The following is a 15,718-nucleotide window of genomic DNA, read 5'->3' on the forward strand; positions in this document are numbered from 1 at the left end:
GCCGCTGACCTTAAGATCAGTTTGACTGGCACAGGCTTGGATCAGATCGGATTCTGTTCATGGCCCCACCGCTGCCGTTAATGCCGCAAGCCAAGCGCGGACAGCCGCATCGCGCCTGTCATTGTGCGATGTCGCACGCTGAAGCGCGACCACCGCCGTGATGATCTTGAAGGACGACGTCTCCTGGCCCGACCTTTCCCGGGAAGGAGACGGCAATGTCAGGAACCAAGATCCTCTGGGGACAGATCATCATCGTCAGCCTGATCGTGCTGACGGCGGTCTGGTGCGCCACACAATGGACTGCATGGCGGCTCGGCTTCCAGCCGCAACTCGGCCCGCCTTGGTTCTACCTTGCTGGCTGGCCGGTCTACCATCCGCCCGCGTTTTTCTGGTGGTGGTTCTCTTATGACGCCTACGCGCGATCGATCTTTCATGAAGGCGGCATCATCGCGGCCTCCGGCGGCTTCGTATCCATCGGAGCCGCCATTCTCATGTCCGTCCTGCGTGCCCGGGAGGCGGACAATGTCGAAACCTATGGTTCGGCACGCTGGGCCACACATCCCGAGATCAAGGAGGCTTGCCTGCTTGGGGCCGACGGCGTCGTCCTCGGTCGCTACGAGCGCGACTATCTTCGCCACGACGGCCCCGAGCATGTCCTGTGCTTTGCGCCCACACGGTCGGGCAAAGGCGTCGGCCTCGTAATCCCCTCGCTGCTGACGTGGCCGGGTTCGGCCATCGTCCACGACATCAAAGGCGAGAACTGGAATCTCACCTCGGGCTTCCGCGCACGGCATGGTCGCGTCCTCCTGTTCGACCCGACCAACGCCGAGTCCGCGGCATACAACCCGCTACTTGAGGTGCGCCGCGGCGAGTGGGAGGTTAGGGATGTCCAGAACATCGCCGACATCCTGGTCGATCCCGAAGGTTCGCTCGAGCGGCGCAATCATTGGGAGAAGACCTCCCACGCCCTGCTGGTCGGCGCCATTCTCCATGTGCTCTACGCCGAGAAGGACAAGACGCTGGCCGGCGTCGCCAACTTCCTGTCCGACCCCGCCCGCTCGATCGAGGCGACGCTCGCAGCCATGATGAAGACACGCCACCTGGGCGATGCGGGTCCACATCCGGTCGTGGCCTCAGCCGCGCGCGAACTGCTCAACAAGTCCGACAACGAGCGGTCGGGCGTCCTGAGCACCGCAATGAGCTTCCTCGGGCTCTATCGTGATCCTGTCGTGGCGGCCGTGACGTCGCGGTGTGACTGGCGCATCGCCGAAATCGTTGCAGCCGATCGCCCCGCGACGCTCTATCTCGTCGTGCCACCATCCGACATCAATCGCACCAAGCCGCTGGTGCGGCTCCTGCTAAATCAGATCGGGCGGCGGCTCACCGAGGACCTCAACGCCAAGTCCAGCCGTCACCGCCTGTTGCTGATGCTCGACGAGTTCCCCGCGCTTGGCCGGCTCGACTTCTTCGAGTCGGCGCTCGCCTTCATGGCCGGCTACGGGCTCAAGTCGTTCCTTATCGCCCAGTCACTCAACCAGATCGAACGGGCCTATGGACCGAACAACTCAATTCTCGACAATTGTCATGTCCGCGTTTCGTTCGCGACCAACGACGAGCGCACGGCCAAGCGTGTATCGGACGCGCTCGGTACCGCCACCGAAATGCGCGCGATGAAGAACTATGCCGGGCATCGCCTCTCGCCCTGGCTCGGCCATCTGATGGTGTCGCGCCAGGAGACGGCGCGTCCGCTGCTGACCCCCGGCGAGGTCATGCAACTCCCGCCAGGCGACGAGATCGTCATGGTCGCTGGAATACATCCGATACGCGCACGCAAAGCGCGCTACTACGAGGACAGCCGCTTCAAGGAACGCATCCTGCCGCCTCCTGCGCTCCAGCATCGACATGCCAGAACTGAGGACGACTGGAGCGTTCTCGAAATACCCGAGCGGCCAGACCTCGCAACTGGCGGTCTTCCCTCCATGGCGCCGGTCGATGACGAGGATCCGACCGAATCCGAGAAACGCCGGCAGCCAGAACTCAGCAGCAAGGTCGTGCCCGAGCCCGGGCCTATCCCTGACGACGAATTCGACGTCGACCGTGACGCGGATGACGAGGCGGCGGTCCTGGCCCAGAACCTCACTCACTCGATGCAGAGGATCGCGCGGCAGGCCGATCTGGATCCTGGCGACGGCATGCTGTGAGTCCCGCCATGGCGAAACCCGGCAAGAAGCAGCGGCTCTCCATCTATCTCGATCCGCCGGTGATGAAGGCGTTGGTGGAGCATGCAGCCCGCCGCGACCTGTCGCGCTCGCTGGTGGCTGAGGCCGCCATCGCATCCTTCCTCTCGCCAGACGCCGCCGAGCGCCAGGAGGCGGCAATGGCCAAACGGCTCGACCAGATCGACCGGCGTCTCAATCGGCTGGAACGAGATCTCGGCATCTCAGTCGAGACGCTCGCGGTTTTCGTGCGCTTCTGGCTGACGACAACACCACAGCTTCCAGAGCCTGCTCAGGCGGCGGCGCGCGCCCAATCGGGCAAGCGCTACGATGCCTTCGTGGCTGCGCTCGGTCGCCGGCTCGCGCAGGGTCCCAAGCTACGGCACGAGATTCCCGAGGACGTCCATCCCAAAGGCGGCTAGTCTCCGATGGCACGAATAAGCATGTCTGTTTCTATTCGCGCTAAGGACCCTTCGTTCGGGGTTGCTGTGAGCTCGACCGAATCTGACTATTCGTCACACGCAATTGAAGAAAGTAACGTATCGTCTTCTATCGCGCCGAAGTCCGATTTCACGCTGTGCTGCCAATTAAACGTGGGTTATTCTGAGGATCAGGCTGCGGTCGGAGGGGGCATGGCCACGATCACGAATGCTCACGCATACGCAAACAACGAAGTAGCCTATGTCGCATGGGAAATTGACGAGAAGATTCCCGGTTGCCTGGGTTTCGAGGTCATCCGAGTCTATCTGAATCCTGACGGAAGCGTTGCCAAGCGTCGCGATGGAAGCGACGATCGCGTCTCATGCGCCGCCTGGGTTGGCTTCAAGGGACAGCGCAACCCGCACTGGCTGCCTCATGTCAGCGGCATGTGGCCGATCCAGAAGCTGTCTTGGCGTGACCTCACGCTGCGCAAGAAGCGTGATGGCCTTCGGCGACGCCCCGATGACGTGCGCGTCCGCTACGAGATCCGAGCCGTCGGCGACCTCGGGCCGGGTATGGAACCCGCGCCTGATCCCACGCCCTACAAGGCCAGGGTGGCGAAGAAGGATGAAACCGGAAGGCCCGTGCATGACGCCAACGGCGATCCGGTGATGGTCGAGGTGGCCAGCTATACGGGCACGCCCCGACCACTGGGATATCTCGGCCCGGTCGTGGCCACGAACGACGTGCACGTGACCACGCGTCGCGGCGTCTTCCGCAGCACCTTCACCAACGGGGTCCTCGCAGCTCAATGGCTGCGCAACGTCTTGCTCGAGGGCGACGGCGTGATCGAGCCGAACGAATTGATCGACAAGATCTCCGACCCCAACGATCCGCATCGGAAATACTTGGCCGGAGACGTGCTGCCGCTGCTACGGGAGCTGTTCTCCCGACCGGGGGAATTCTACCTCGGCCTCTACGAGCTGGAGGACCGCGAGCTCATCGACCTGCTGCTCACGAATTCCGATCGAATCCACGTCATCCTCGCCAACACCGGTGCCGAGGGCAAGGTCTGGGACCGGCGCAACGCCGAGGCGCGCCAGGCTCTAATCGACGCGGGCGTCGATATCCAGCATCGCATGTTCAACAACTCGACGCACATCGGACACAACAAGTTCGTCGTGCATGTTCCGACTGGTGGTGTCCCGGCCGCGGTGTTCACAGGCAGCACAAATTGGACCCAGACGGGCATCGCCGGCCAGACCAACAACGCGCTGCTGATCGAGGAGCCTACCGTGGCGACGGTGTTCTTCGACTACTGGACGCGGATGAGGGACGACGCGCTGGTCGTCCCCGACCCGTTCGGCGCGGAGATGAAGGACGCTCAGCAAAGCGGAGCCTTCCGCCAGTCGAACTATACCAAGAGCACGGTTCCCCTCGGCAACGGCGCCGAATTGACCGTGTGGTTCTCGCCGAACACGCCGCAGCGCAAGAAGACCAAGAAATTGCCGCCGGACCTCTCGGACATCTATGGGCGAATGCGCCGCGCCGAGCGTGCGATTCTCTTCCTCGCTTTCTATCCGGGGCAGAGTGGCAACGATTGCATCATCGGGGAGGCAATCGACATCGGGCGCAAGGATCGAAACCTTATCGTAATGGGTGCCGTCTCCAGCGCTCAAGCCATGCCTACGTATCCAAGAAGAAGAACGACCCCGACGATCCTAACGACGATACGCCTGGCCAATCACCACATACGTTCAAGGAAGCCAATGTGGAGATCGTGAGGGCGGCCCGCATCGACGATCGGGCCATGCTCAAGGATTTTGGTGCGGAGCAGCTGGCTGCCCGCGGAATGATTGGCGCGATCATCCATGACAAGGTATTGGTCATTGATCCGTTATCGCCCAATTGCACGGTCGTTCTGGGTAGCCACAACCTCGGCTTCAAGGCCAGCTATTCCAATGACGAGAACATGGTCGTCGTGACCGGTGATCGGGCGCTCGCGGAAGCCTATGCCGTGCACATCCTCGACGTTTACGATCACTACCGTTTTCGCGCGATCCAATCCGAACGGCAGAAGCAGGGCAAGAAGGGGTGGTCCGGCTTCCTCGAAGGGGATGAGAGCTGGCAAGACGGTTATGTTCAGCACAGGAAAGGTGCTGTCATGCGGTACTTTGCGAACGCCTGAGGAGGCCGAAGTCGACTCCAAGTGATCGCTCAAAGGCCCGATTCCTTCGTTCCAAGTCCGCCCTTCAGCAAGCCAACCTGCAGCAACACGCAAGCACAAGCATCGGCATCGAACTGGCAGCCCCGTACCAGCGCCACACCCGCACCTTTCGATTCGGCTGAGACCACGCAGGTTCTGCCGCTGATAGCAGCCAGCGGTGACCCGGCACGCCGTTCCCCTGTAATTCCACGCCAAGGTACGATGGCCGCTTGAGGCTTGTTGCCGCCGGCCCATTCCTGCCTTTTCTACTCATCCCCGATCCAGGGCCCTCGTCGTGCGGGCCTACAAGCGGAGTGGGGACGACGTGTTTGTTTCTTCCAGAGAGTCGGTGGCGGTTGAACGCGGCACGCGCATGCTGCGCACCGCCCTTGGCCCGGCCGTCGCCAGGTTTCTGGACGACCCTGCGATCGTCGAGGTGATGCTCAACCCCGACGGGCGGCTCTGGATCGACCGGCTGGCCAGTGGCCTTGCCGACACCGGCGAGCAACTGTCGGCCACGGACGGCGAACGCATCATCCGCCTCGTCGCGCACCATGTCGGCGCCGAAGTCCACTGCAGTGCCCCGCGCGTTTCCGCGGAGTTGCCCGGGACGGGGGAGCGTTTCGAGGGCCTGCTGCCGCCGGTGGTGGCCGCCCCCGCCTTTGCGATCCGCAAGCCCGCCGTCGCGGTGTTCTCGCTCGCGGACTATGTGGCGGCTGGCATCATGTCCGATGCGCAGGCCGACGCATTGCGCTGGGCTGTCATCGAACGGAAGAACATCCTCGTTGCCGGCGGCACTTCGACCGGCAAGACCACGCTGACGAACGCCCTTCTAGCCGAGGTCGCCCGAACCGGCGATCGGATCGTTCTCATCGAGGACACCCGCGAACTGCAATGCGCCGCGCCCAACCTCGTGGCGTTGCGCACCCGAGATGGCGTCGTCTCGCTCTCCGAGCTTGTACGCTCCTCCCTTCGGCTGCGGCCCGATCGGATACCGATCGGCGAGGTGCGCGGCGCCGAGGCGCTCGACCTGCTGAAAGCCTGGTCGACCGGCCATCCGGGCGGCATCGGGACCATACACGCCGGCACCGCCATCGGTGCGCTGCGGCGGCTCGAACAGCTCATCCAGGAAGCCGTCGTCACCGTGCCGCGCGCGCTCATCGCCGAGACCATCGACGTCATCGCCGTGCTCTCGGGCCGCGGGTCGGCGCGTCAGCTCGCCGAACTCGTCCACGTCACCGGGCTCGGAACGACCGGCGACTACGTCCTTGCCCCCACGATCACCGCCCCCGAACCCAATGGAGCCACGCAATGACAATGACCCTGCGCGCCCGCGCGCGCCTCGCCGCGACCGCGCTCGCCACCTCGCTCACCTTCATCATGACGAAAGCCGCATATGCGGCCGGATCCTCCATGCCGTGGGAGGAGCCGCTGCAGCAGATCCTCGAATCGATCGAAGGGCCTGTCGCCAAAATCATCGCGGTGATCATCATCATCGTCACCGGGCTGACGCTCGCCTTCGGCGATACCTCGGGCGGCTTCAGGCGACTGGTCCAGATCGTCTTCGGTCTCTCGATCGCCTTCGCGGCCAGTTCCTTCTTCCTTTCCTTCTTCAGCTTCGGCGGCGGGGCCGTCATCTGATGGAAGAGGTTCCGGGTTTCTCAGCGCCCGTCCGTCGGGCTCTGACCGAGCCGATCCTGCTCGGCGGCGCCCCGCGCTCGGTCGCGATCCTTAACGGCACATTGGCCGCCGCGCTCGGCCTCGGCCTCCGGCTCTGGGTCGTCGGGATCGTGCTCTGGGCGATCGGCCATTTGGCCGCCGTCTGGGCGGCCCGGCGCGATCCGCTCTTTGTCGAGGTCGTGCGCCGGCACCTGCGCATCCCCGCGCATCTCGGATTGTGAGGCGCGCGATGATGAACCTCGCAGAATATCGCCGCACCGGCGCCCGCCTCGCGGACTACCTCCCATGGGCAGCCCTCGTCGGCCAGGGAGTCGTCCTCAACAAGGACGGCAGTTTCCAGCGCTCGGCAAAATTCCGCGGACCCGACCTCGACAGTTCGGTTCCGGCCGAACTGGTCGGTGTTGCCGGGCGCCTCAACAACGCCTTTCGCCGCCTCGGCTCGGGCTGGAGCATCTTCGTCGAGGCGCAGCGGCATGAGGCCGCGACCTATCCGCGAAGCACATTCCCCGATGCCGCCTCTGCCCTGATCGACGCCGAGCGCAAGGCGGACTTCGAGGAAGCTGGAACGCACTTCGAGTCGAGCTACTTCCTCACCTTTGTCTATCTGCCGCCGGCCGAGGATTCCGCCCGCGCAGAAGCCTGGCTCTACGAGGGCCGCGAGCAGACCGGGGTGAACCCCTGGGAGATCCTCAGGGGCTTCATCGATCGCACCGACCGCGTGCTCGCGTTGCTCGAGGGCTTCATGCCCGAATGCCGCTGGCTGGATGACCCCGAGACGCTGACCTACCTGCATTCGACGGTCTCGACGAAGCGTCACCGCGTCGCCGTTCCCGAGACGCCGATGTATCTCGACGCACTGCTCGCCGATCAGCCGCTCGCCGGTGGGCTCGCGCCGCGCCTGGGCGACACACATCTGCGGGTTCTGACCATTGTCGGCTTTCCGGGAACGACAACCCCTGGAATTCTCGACGAACTCAACCGCCTCGCCTTCCCCTACCGTTGGGCGACACGCGCCATCCTCCTCGACAAGACCGATGCCACGCGGCTGGTGACGCGCATCCGCCGCCAGTGGTTTGCCAAGCGCAAGTCCATCGCGGCGATCGTCAAGGAGGTGCTGACCAACGAAGCCTCCGCGCTGGTCGATACGGACGCGGCGAACAAGGCCGCCGATGCGGATCTCGCCCTCCAGGAACTTGGCGCCGACTATGCCGGCGAGGCCTATGTCACGGCGACCGCCACCGTCTGGGACGCCGACGCCGGCATCGCCGACGAAAAGCTCCGGCTAATCGAGAAGGTCATCCAGGGCCGCGACTTCACCGGCATGGTGGAGACCATCAACGCCGTTGACGCATGGCTCGGCACGCTGCCCGGCCACCTCTACGCCAATGTGCGCCAGCCACCCATCAGTACGCTGAATCTCGCCCACATGATCCCGCTCTCAGCGGTGTGGGCGGGGCCGGAACGGGACGAGCATTTCCGAGCACCCCCACTGCTCTTTGGCAGGACGGAAGGCTCGACCCCGTTCCGGTTGTCCCTTCACGTTGGCGACGTCGGCCACACCCTGGTCGTCGGACCGACCGGCGCGGGCAAGTCGGTGCTGCTAGCGCTGATGGCCCTGCAGTTCCGCCGCTACGAAAGCTCCCAGGTCTTCGCCTTCGACTTCGGCGGTTCGATCCGCACCGCCGTGCTGAGCATGGGCGGTGACTGGCACGACCTCGGCGGTGAACTCACCGAAGGCACCGAGACCTCGGTCTCGCTCCAGCCCTTTGCCGGCATCGAGCACACGCGGGAACGCGCCTGGGCCGCCGACTGGCTCGTCGCCATCCTCGCCCGCGAGGGTGTGCTGATTATGCCGGACGTCAAGGAGCACATCTGGACGGCGCTCACTTCCCTCGCTTCGGCCCCCGTTGCGGAACGCACGGTCACAGGGCTTACGGTGCTTCTTCAGTCCAATGATCTGAAGCGCGCGCTCGAACCCTATTGTGTCGGTGGGCCGTATGGGCGGCTGCTCGACGCCGAGGCAGAAACCCTCGGCTCGGCGTCTGTCCTGGTGTTCGAGACCGAGGGGTTGCTCGGCACCGGCGCCGCGCCGGCCACGCTCGCCTACCTCTTCCACCGTATCGCTGGGCGGCTCGATGGAAGGCCGACCCTCGTCATCGTCGACGAGGGCTGGCTGGCGCTCAGCGATCCTGGCTTTGCCAGCCAACTCGCCCAGTGGCTGGTCACGCTGCGCAAGAAGAACGCCAGCGTGATCTTCGCGACCCAGTCGCTGGCCCAGCTCGAAAAGAGCACGATCGCGGCCGAGATCATCGACTCCTGCCACTCCCGCATCCTGTTGCCCAACGATCGCGCGATCGAGCCTCAACTCACAGCAATCTATCAGCGCTTCGGTCTCAACGACCGGCAGATCGAGATCATCGCCCGGGCCATGCCCAAGCGCGACTACTACGCGCAATCCCGCCGCGGCAACCGCCTGTTCGAGATCGGTCTCGGCGATGTCGCGCGAACCCTGTGCGCGGCGTCGGCAAAGTCGGATCACGCCTTAATCGAAGAGGTGCTGGCCGAGCATGGGCGCGACGGCTTCCTCGACGCCTGGCTGCGCGCTCACGAGCTCGATTGGGCTGCCGACCTCATCCCCAACCTCACCAATCTCGCCGCACCGACGGCGGCGCTCGATCAACCCACTGAGGAGATGCTCCCATGACCCGTTCCCGCTCGCGCATCCGTCACATCCTGTTCGTCACCACCATGCTGACGTTGCCGGTGACCTTGTCGCCTCTCGCCGTCACACCTGCCCATGCCCTGTTCGGCTTCGGCGACATCGTGTTCGACCCGTCCAACTACGCCGAGAACGTGCTGCAGGCGGCTCGGGCGCTCGAACAGATCAACAATCAGATCCAGAGCCTCCAGAACGAAGCTCAGATGCTGATCAACCAGGCGCGCAATCTCGCGAGCCTGCCGTATTCGTCGCTCCAGCAGATTCAGGAATCCGTCCAGCGCACCCAGCAGCTGCTGGGCGAAGCCCAGCGCATCGCCTTCGACGTCCAGCAGATCGACCAGATCTTCTCGCAGCAATACGCCGACATGGACCTCTCCGCCTCCGACCAGGAACTCATAGATCTCGCTCGCAAGCGCTGGCGCAACACCGTCGGCGCGCTCCAGGATGCGATGCGCGTTCAGGCCGGCGTCGTCGGCAACATCGAGACTCAGCGCGCGGAACTGTCAGCTCTCGTCGGGGAAAGCCAGGGTGCGACCGGCGCGCTGCAGGCGACCCAGGCGGGCAATCAGATTCTCGCCCTTCAGGCCCAGCAACTCGCCGACCTCACGGCCATGCTCGCTGCCAACGGCCGAGCCGACGCGCTCTCCGCTGCCGAGCAGGCGGCCGCTGCCAAGCAGGGTCGCGAACAGCGTCGCCGGTTCCTCGAACCCGGCGCCGGCTACCAGCCCGGCGACGCCAGGATGTTCCCGGGCAGCAACTGACAGCAACGAGAGGGCGATCCATGCACGGCAAGATGCTCGCCCGCATTGCGCTGATCATCGTGCTCGCCTTGGCCATGACCGCCGAGGCGATCCACCGGGCGCGCGAGGATCTTTCGGCCGCGATCCCTCCTGCTACAGCCGGCGCCGAGGCAGTTCGGCCGTCCGCGCTGGGCGATGCGCTGAAGCGCTGCCAGCAGTTGGGCGAGGCGGCGACGCGCGATGCTGGTTGCCTCGACACATGGGACGAGAACCGCCGCCGCTTCCTCTCACCGGCGGGAGCGCAATAGTCATGGAAGGCACAGGCGTAATCGATCGGTTCCTGGAGGTTTTCACCTCCTACATCGACAGCGGCTTTGGCCTGCTGGGTGGTGAAGTCAGCTTCATCGCTTCGACGCTGATCGTCATCGACATCACGCTGGCGGCGCTGTTCTGGGCCTGGGGCGCCGACGAGGACATCATCGCGCGCCTCGTCAAGAAGACCATCTTCGTCGGCATCTTCGCCTACCTGATCGGCAACTGGAACAGCCTCGCGCGCATCGTCTTCGACTCCTTCGCCGGCCTTGGTCTGATGGCCTCGGGCACCGGCTTCTCGGTCGAGGACCTGATGCGGCCCGGGCGCGTCGCGCAGACCGGGCTCGACGCCGGTCGGCCGCTGCTTGAGGCAATCGCCGAACTCTCCGGCTACTGGGCCTTCTTCGAGAATTTCCTGCAGATCATCTGCCTGCTGATCGCGTGGGTGCTGGTGCTCCTCGCCTTCTTCATCCTCAGCGTGCAGCTCTTCGTCACGCTGATCGAGTTCAAGCTGACGACCCTTGCCGGGTTTGTGCTCATCCCCTTCGGCCTCTTCAGCCAGTCGGCCTTCATGGCCGAGCGCGTCCTGGGGAATGTCATCTCCTCGGGCATCAAGATCCTGGTGCTCGCCGTTATCATCGGCATCGGCTCAACGTTGTTCGGCGAATTCACTGCCGGCTTTGGCGGCGAGCAGCCAACGATCGACGATGCGATGGCCATTGTGCTGGCTGCATTGTCGCTCCTCGGCCTCGGCATCTTCGGCCCCGGCATCGCCAATGGCATCGTCTCGGGCGGCCCCCAACTCGGCGCCGGCGCAGTCGTGGGAACCGGCCTTGCGGCAGGGGGCGCGGCCGTCGCGGCCGGCGGCTCGGCGATGCTGGCCGCGAGGGGTGGGCGAGCGGCGATCTCCGCAGGGGCGGCCAGTGCCCGTGGTGGCGCCGCGCTCGCGGGCGGCGCGTCCACGGCCTATTCGCTGGCCACGGTGGGGGAGACGGGACCTGCCGGGGTCGCTGCCGGGCTCGGTGGCGTTGCGCGCGCTGCGGAAGGCGCAGCGGCGTCCCCGCTCAAGCGCGCCGCGTCGCGTGTCTCCGACAGTCTCAGTTCCTCCTTCGATGAAGGTAGTCGGTCCGCCTTCGCCGCCACGGGCGGCTCATCCTCGATGGGCACCGTCGGCGGCACGCCTGCCCAGCCGGCCGGTCCCGGCACCCCCGACACGCCACCCGCCTGGGCCCGCCGGATGCGTCACAGCGGCACCATGAGCCACGGCGCAATGGCCGCCGCCCACGCCGTGCGCTCCGGCGACAACCATAGCGGAGGCGCCTCCGTCAGCCTTTCCGAGAGAGACAATCCATGACGTTCTTCAAGCGCGCATCGACGCATTACGGCAAATCCCCCGAACCCGAGACACCGTACCAGCGCGCCGCGCAGGTCTGGGACGAGCGCATCGGCTCGGCCCGTGTCCAGGCGAAAAACTGGCGCCTGATGGCTTTCGGCTGCCTCATCCTCTCCGCCGGCTTCGCCAGCGCTCTTGTCTGGCAGTCGGCACGCGGCACCGTCGTGCCCTGGGTGGTCGAGGTCGAGCGCACCGGCGAGGCGCGCGCCGTCGAGCCAGCGACTGCGGACTACCAGCCCACCGATCCGCAGATCGCATTTCATCTCGCTCGGTTCATCGAACAGGTTCGCAGCCTGCCGGCCGATCCCATCGTCGTCCGTCAGAACTGGCTGCGCGCCTACGAATTCACCACCGATCGCGGCGCCACCGCTCTCAACGACTATGCCCGCTCAGCCGACCCGTTCACGCGTGTCGGACGGCAGCAGGTCGCGGTTGAGGTTTCGAGTGTCATCCGCGCTTCGCCGGACTCGTTCCGCGTCGCCTGGACGGAGCGCCGCTACGAGAACGGACAACTCGCCGGCACCGAACGCTGGACCGCCATTCTCACGATCGTCATCGAGCAGCCGCGCGACGCCGAGCGCCTTCGCCGCAACCCGCTGGGTGTCTTCGTCAATGCCATCAACTGGTCAAAGGAGCTGGGGCAATGACCAGACCGACGATCCACAAACCCGATAGTCCGGTGTTCCGTAATTCCGCTTCCACGCTTGGCATCCTGGTGCTGTCGACCGTGACGCTCGCGTCCTGCGCCACCGCGCCGAAGCCGCCGCAGATCAGCTATGACGCTCATGTCCCGCCGCTGCCGGCGGTCGCGGTCAGCACCGGCGAAGCGACGCCACGGCCGATCCTCGTGCCGCCCTCCTGGACGCCGTCCAAGGGCGGTGATCCCGCGAGCACCCCAACTGGCCGCGTCGAGAACGCCAATGTCGCGGCGCGGGTCGAACCTCGGAAGGACGGCTACTTCAACGCCATCCAGATGTACCCGTGGAGCGAAGGCGCGCTCTATCAGGTCTACGCCGCGCCTGGACAGATCACCGTTATCGCGCTCGAGCCCGGGGAGAGCCTGACTGGCGCCGGGCCAATCGCCGCCGGCGACACTGCCCGCTGGATCATCGGCGACACCGAGAGCGGCAGCGGCGCCACAAGGCGCGTCCATGTGCTGGTCAAGCCGACCCGCACCGACATCACTACCAACCTCGTCATCACCACGGATCGCCGCACCTACCTCATGGAGTTGCGGTCCGGCGAGAGCCCCTACATGCCGGCCGTTGCCTGGGCCTACCCTCAAGTCGCTTCGCAGCGGTCCAACATCCCGGCCACGCCCGTGATACCGGTGCAGGCGGCGCGCAACCACCGCTATGGCCTGACCGGCGACGCCCCGCCCTGGCGGCCCGTCTCAGTCTATGACGACGGACGCCGTGTCTATGTCGAGTTCCCGCGCGGCATCGTCCAAGGCGAAATGCCGCCGATCTTCGTCATCGGCTCGAACGGCGAGCCCGAAATCGTCAACAGCCGCATCTACCAGAACATCCTGATCGTGGATCGCCTCTTCGGCGCAGCCGAGTTGCGCCTCGGCAGCGGCAAGCAGCAGCAGACCGTCAGGATCGTGCGCACTGATGGGAGGCCCGCGACATGAGCGAGACCAACACCGGGACCGAGAGGGACATCGGCGCGCACACACCTGAGAAGGCAGGCGCCATGCGCCTGCGCTCTGAGCCGCCACGCGTCACGCGCATCTCCCGCCGGGTGTTGGCCGGTCTCGGGGTGGTTGTCGGCCTCGGTATTGGCGGCGCATTGATCTACGCGCTCCAGAGCACCGATCGGCAGCCGAACCAGAAAGAGCTCTTCACCACTGACCGCCGGCAGACGGCCGATGGTCTGCAGGGACTGCCAGACGACTACAGCGGCATTCCACAACTCGGGCCGCCGCTTCCCGGCGATCTCGGCGGACCGATTGTGCGCGCCCGTGAGGAGGGCCGCGACGTTCCTGCCGAGATCATGCCGGTGCAACCCGATCCTGAAGAACAGCGTCGCCTCGCCGAAATGGAGGCGGCACGCACGAGCAAGATCTTCTTTCAGACAAGTTCCGCTGTTGCCTCCGACGCACCGGGCATTCGATCCGTGCCGGGCAGTTGGGTGCCGAACCTCAACGGCGCTGGCTCGGAAGATCGGCATCAGGCCTTCCTTGATGCCGAGGTCGACCGCCGCACGGTCGCGCCGGATCGCGTGGCATCGCCCGCCTCGCCCTTCGTGCTGCAGGCCGGTTCAGTAATACCGGCCGCGCTCATCACCGGCATCCGCTCCGACCTTCCCGGTCAGATCACCGCCCAGGTCACCCAGCACATCTATGACAGCCCAACTGGAAGCATACTGCTCATCCCGCAGGGCACCCGCATCATCGGCGAGTACGACAATGGTGTCGGTTTTGGCCAACGCCGCGTCTTGCTGGTCTGGAACCGGCTCATCTTCCCGAACGGTCGCTCCATCGTTCTCGAGCGCCAGCCCGGTGCGGACACGGCAGGCTATGCCGGTCTGGAAGATGGCGTCGACTATCATTGGTGGGACCTGATGAAGGCCGCGGGTCTCTCGACGCTGCTCGCCGTCGGTGCGGAACTGACGATGGATGACGACAACCGCCTCATCCATGCGATCCGCAGTGGGTCCCAGGACACCATCAACGACGCCGGCCAGCAGATCGTCCAGCGCCAACTGCAGGTCGCACCGACATTGACGATCCGCCCTGGCTTCCCCGTAAGGGTGATCGTCACGCGCGATCTCGTCCTCAAACCCTATGGAGCAGCGCAGTGACCAAACTCAAGCTCGGTGCGATTCCCGACGACAAGCCCGTCAAGGTCACGCTGGAGCTGCCGGCCGCTCTGCATCGCGACTTGGTGGCCTATTCCGAGGCGCTCTCTCGCGAGACGGGGCGGGCCATTGGTGATCCGATCCGGTTGATCGCACCGATGCTGGAACGCTTCATTGCCACGGACCGAGGTTTCGCACGGTCGCGCAAGGTGCCGGGCAGTTCTTAGCCATCTCCCGCGGCCCGCTCTCCAGATCGAGCCGACCCAAAGCCACGGAGGTGCTCAAGCAGTCTCTTGAGCGCGGGGTTAGGATTCGTCTCCATCCAGATTGCTTGAAGCGACATGACGTTCCTGCCCGTGAGAGGGACGAGCGCCACTCCGTCGCTACTGGCACCCGGCGGCCGGCCGATCGCAAGCGTCACGCCAAACCCCATCGCGACCATGTTGATGAGGTTGCATTGACAGACGCTATGTATATGCACCTTCGGTTTGACGTTCCACCTTGCCATCCGCGTGACGAGGTACTCCTCCAGGTCAGGACCCAATCCTCCCCCACCAAGTATGAAGCGCTCGGATTGCAGATCTTGGAAGCTCAATCTGCGTTGGCGCCCAAGGCGGTGAGACTGAGGAAGCACCGCAACTAAACGCTCGTCCCACAGATGCAGTGATGGAATCGTCGGTTCATGAGCCCGGCTTTTCGCCACGAACGCCACATCCACCTTTCGCTGATGAACCAGCGTCCAGCTGGCGCTGGAGGTGCTCTCCACGATCTCGACTGAGACCCCTCCGTACTCGGCGCGGAACCGCTCAAACCAACGACCCAGCAGCACGAGGGGTACACTAACGCCTACGGTAAGGTGGCCGTGCTCGCCGCGCTGGAGGCCTCCTATTCGCTGCATCGCGCGCTGCAAATGATCGAAACCCTGGCTGGCCTCTTCGAGGAACCTGACCCCGGCCGTTGTGGGCTGTATGCCCGCATGGCCTCGCTCGAAAAGTTCCGCACCGACGCGATGCTCAAGGCTCCGCACGCCTCTGCTAACCGTAGACTGCTGAATGTTGAGCGCGGCCGCGGCGCGCCGAAAGCTTCCGTGTTCTGCCGACGCCATGGCATAGCGGAATAATCGGAAATCAACATGAAGTTCAGGCATCCAATAACCCCTCAGCGGTGCCGCTGTGCGATCAGGCCGTTCACGGAATCCCATCTGCCGGCTGATCAGGCTCGGGCGCCAAC

Annotated in this window: 14 protein-coding genes and 1 pseudogene; 14 read left to right on the plus strand and 1 reads right to left on the minus strand. The window is 64.9% G+C overall.

Annotated features, from left to right (window positions below):
• The first annotated feature begins 215 nt into the window (after positions 1-215).
• The 14 genes and pseudogenes from JN302_RS37795 (at position 216) to JN302_RS37860 (ending at position 14,715) form a co-directional block, all read left to right on the plus strand.
• Positions 216-2,201, plus strand: coding sequence for a conjugal transfer protein TraG (locus JN302_RS37795; protein WP_202331031.1), 1,986 nt, complete (start codon positions 216-218; stop codon positions 2,199-2,201).
• Between the two features lie 8 nt (positions 2,202-2,209).
• On the plus strand, positions 2,210-2,638 hold the full coding sequence (locus JN302_RS37800; protein WP_202331032.1) for a ribbon-helix-helix protein, CopG family: 429 nt from the start codon (positions 2,210-2,212) through the stop codon (positions 2,636-2,638).
• Positions 2,639-2,848: 210 nt separating this feature from the next.
• Positions 2,849-4,824, plus strand: a pseudogene (locus JN302_RS37805) (phospholipase D-like domain-containing protein).
• A gap of 391 nt (positions 4,825-5,215) precedes the next feature.
• Positions 5,216-6,157, plus strand: coding sequence for a P-type conjugative transfer ATPase TrbB (trbB, locus tag JN302_RS37810; RefSeq protein ID WP_446720778.1), 942 nt, complete (start codon positions 5,216-5,218; stop codon positions 6,155-6,157).
• On the plus strand, positions 6,154-6,483 hold the full coding sequence (locus tag JN302_RS37815; protein ID WP_202331034.1) for a TrbC/VirB2 family protein: 330 nt from the start codon (positions 6,154-6,156) through the stop codon (positions 6,481-6,483). Before trbB ends, JN302_RS37815 begins: the two co-directional genes overlap by 4 nt.
• Positions 6,483-6,743 (plus strand): VirB3 family type IV secretion system protein, encoded by a 261-nt coding sequence (locus JN302_RS37820; protein WP_202331035.1) that lies wholly within the window; start codon positions 6,483-6,485, stop codon positions 6,741-6,743. Before JN302_RS37815 ends, JN302_RS37820 begins: the two co-directional genes overlap by 1 nt.
• Before the next feature lie 8 nt (positions 6,744-6,751).
• A complete protein-coding gene (gene trbE, locus JN302_RS37825; RefSeq protein WP_202331036.1) occupies positions 6,752-9,226 on the plus strand; it encodes a conjugal transfer protein TrbE in 2,475 nt (824 codons plus the stop codon).
• Entirely contained in the window at positions 9,223-10,002 is a 780-nt protein-coding gene (gene trbJ, locus JN302_RS37830; RefSeq protein ID WP_202331037.1) for a P-type conjugative transfer protein TrbJ, read from the plus strand. The genes trbE and trbJ overlap by 4 nt, the downstream gene beginning before the upstream one ends.
• 20 nt (positions 10,003-10,022) lie before the next feature.
• Positions 10,023-10,289, plus strand: a complete 267-nt coding sequence (gene trbK-alt / locus JN302_RS37835; protein ID WP_202331038.1) for a putative entry exclusion protein TrbK-alt — start codon at positions 10,023-10,025, stop codon at positions 10,287-10,289.
• Positions 10,290-10,291: 2 nt separating this feature from the next.
• On the plus strand, positions 10,292-11,647 hold the full coding sequence (gene trbL / locus JN302_RS37840) for a P-type conjugative transfer protein TrbL (protein ID WP_202331039.1): 1,356 nt from the start codon (positions 10,292-10,294) through the stop codon (positions 11,645-11,647).
• Positions 11,644-12,333, plus strand: coding sequence for a conjugal transfer protein TrbF (gene trbF, locus JN302_RS37845; protein WP_202331040.1), 690 nt, complete (start codon positions 11,644-11,646; stop codon positions 12,331-12,333). Before trbL ends, trbF begins: the two co-directional genes overlap by 4 nt.
• Entirely contained in the window at positions 12,330-13,319 is a 990-nt protein-coding gene (gene trbG, locus JN302_RS37850; protein WP_202331041.1) for a P-type conjugative transfer protein TrbG, read from the plus strand. The genes trbF and trbG overlap by 4 nt, the downstream gene beginning before the upstream one ends.
• The gene (locus JN302_RS37855) at positions 13,316-14,491 is read left to right on the plus strand and encodes a TrbI/VirB10 family protein (protein ID WP_202331042.1); all 1,176 of its coding nucleotides are present in this window, start codon (positions 13,316-13,318) and stop codon (positions 14,489-14,491) included. Before trbG ends, JN302_RS37855 begins: the two co-directional genes overlap by 4 nt.
• Positions 14,488-14,715 carry a DUF2274 domain-containing protein gene (locus tag JN302_RS37860; protein WP_202331043.1) on the plus strand — a complete coding sequence of 76 codons (228 nt, stop codon included), beginning with the start codon at positions 14,488-14,490 and terminating at the stop codon, positions 14,713-14,715. Before JN302_RS37855 ends, JN302_RS37860 begins: the two co-directional genes overlap by 4 nt.
• Here the strand turns inward: JN302_RS37860 and JN302_RS37865 are convergent.
• Positions 14,712-15,635 carry a LysR family transcriptional regulator gene (locus JN302_RS37865; protein WP_202331044.1) on the minus strand — a complete coding sequence of 308 codons (924 nt, stop codon included), beginning with the start codon at positions 15,633-15,635 and terminating at the stop codon, positions 14,712-14,714. The genes JN302_RS37860 and JN302_RS37865 overlap by 4 nt on opposite strands.
• Positions 15,636-15,718 lie beyond the last annotated feature (83 nt).

It is taken from the genome of Mesorhizobium sp. L-8-3, assembly GCF_016756615.1.
In the GTDB taxonomy this organism is placed as follows: domain Bacteria; phylum Pseudomonadota; class Alphaproteobacteria; order Rhizobiales; family Rhizobiaceae.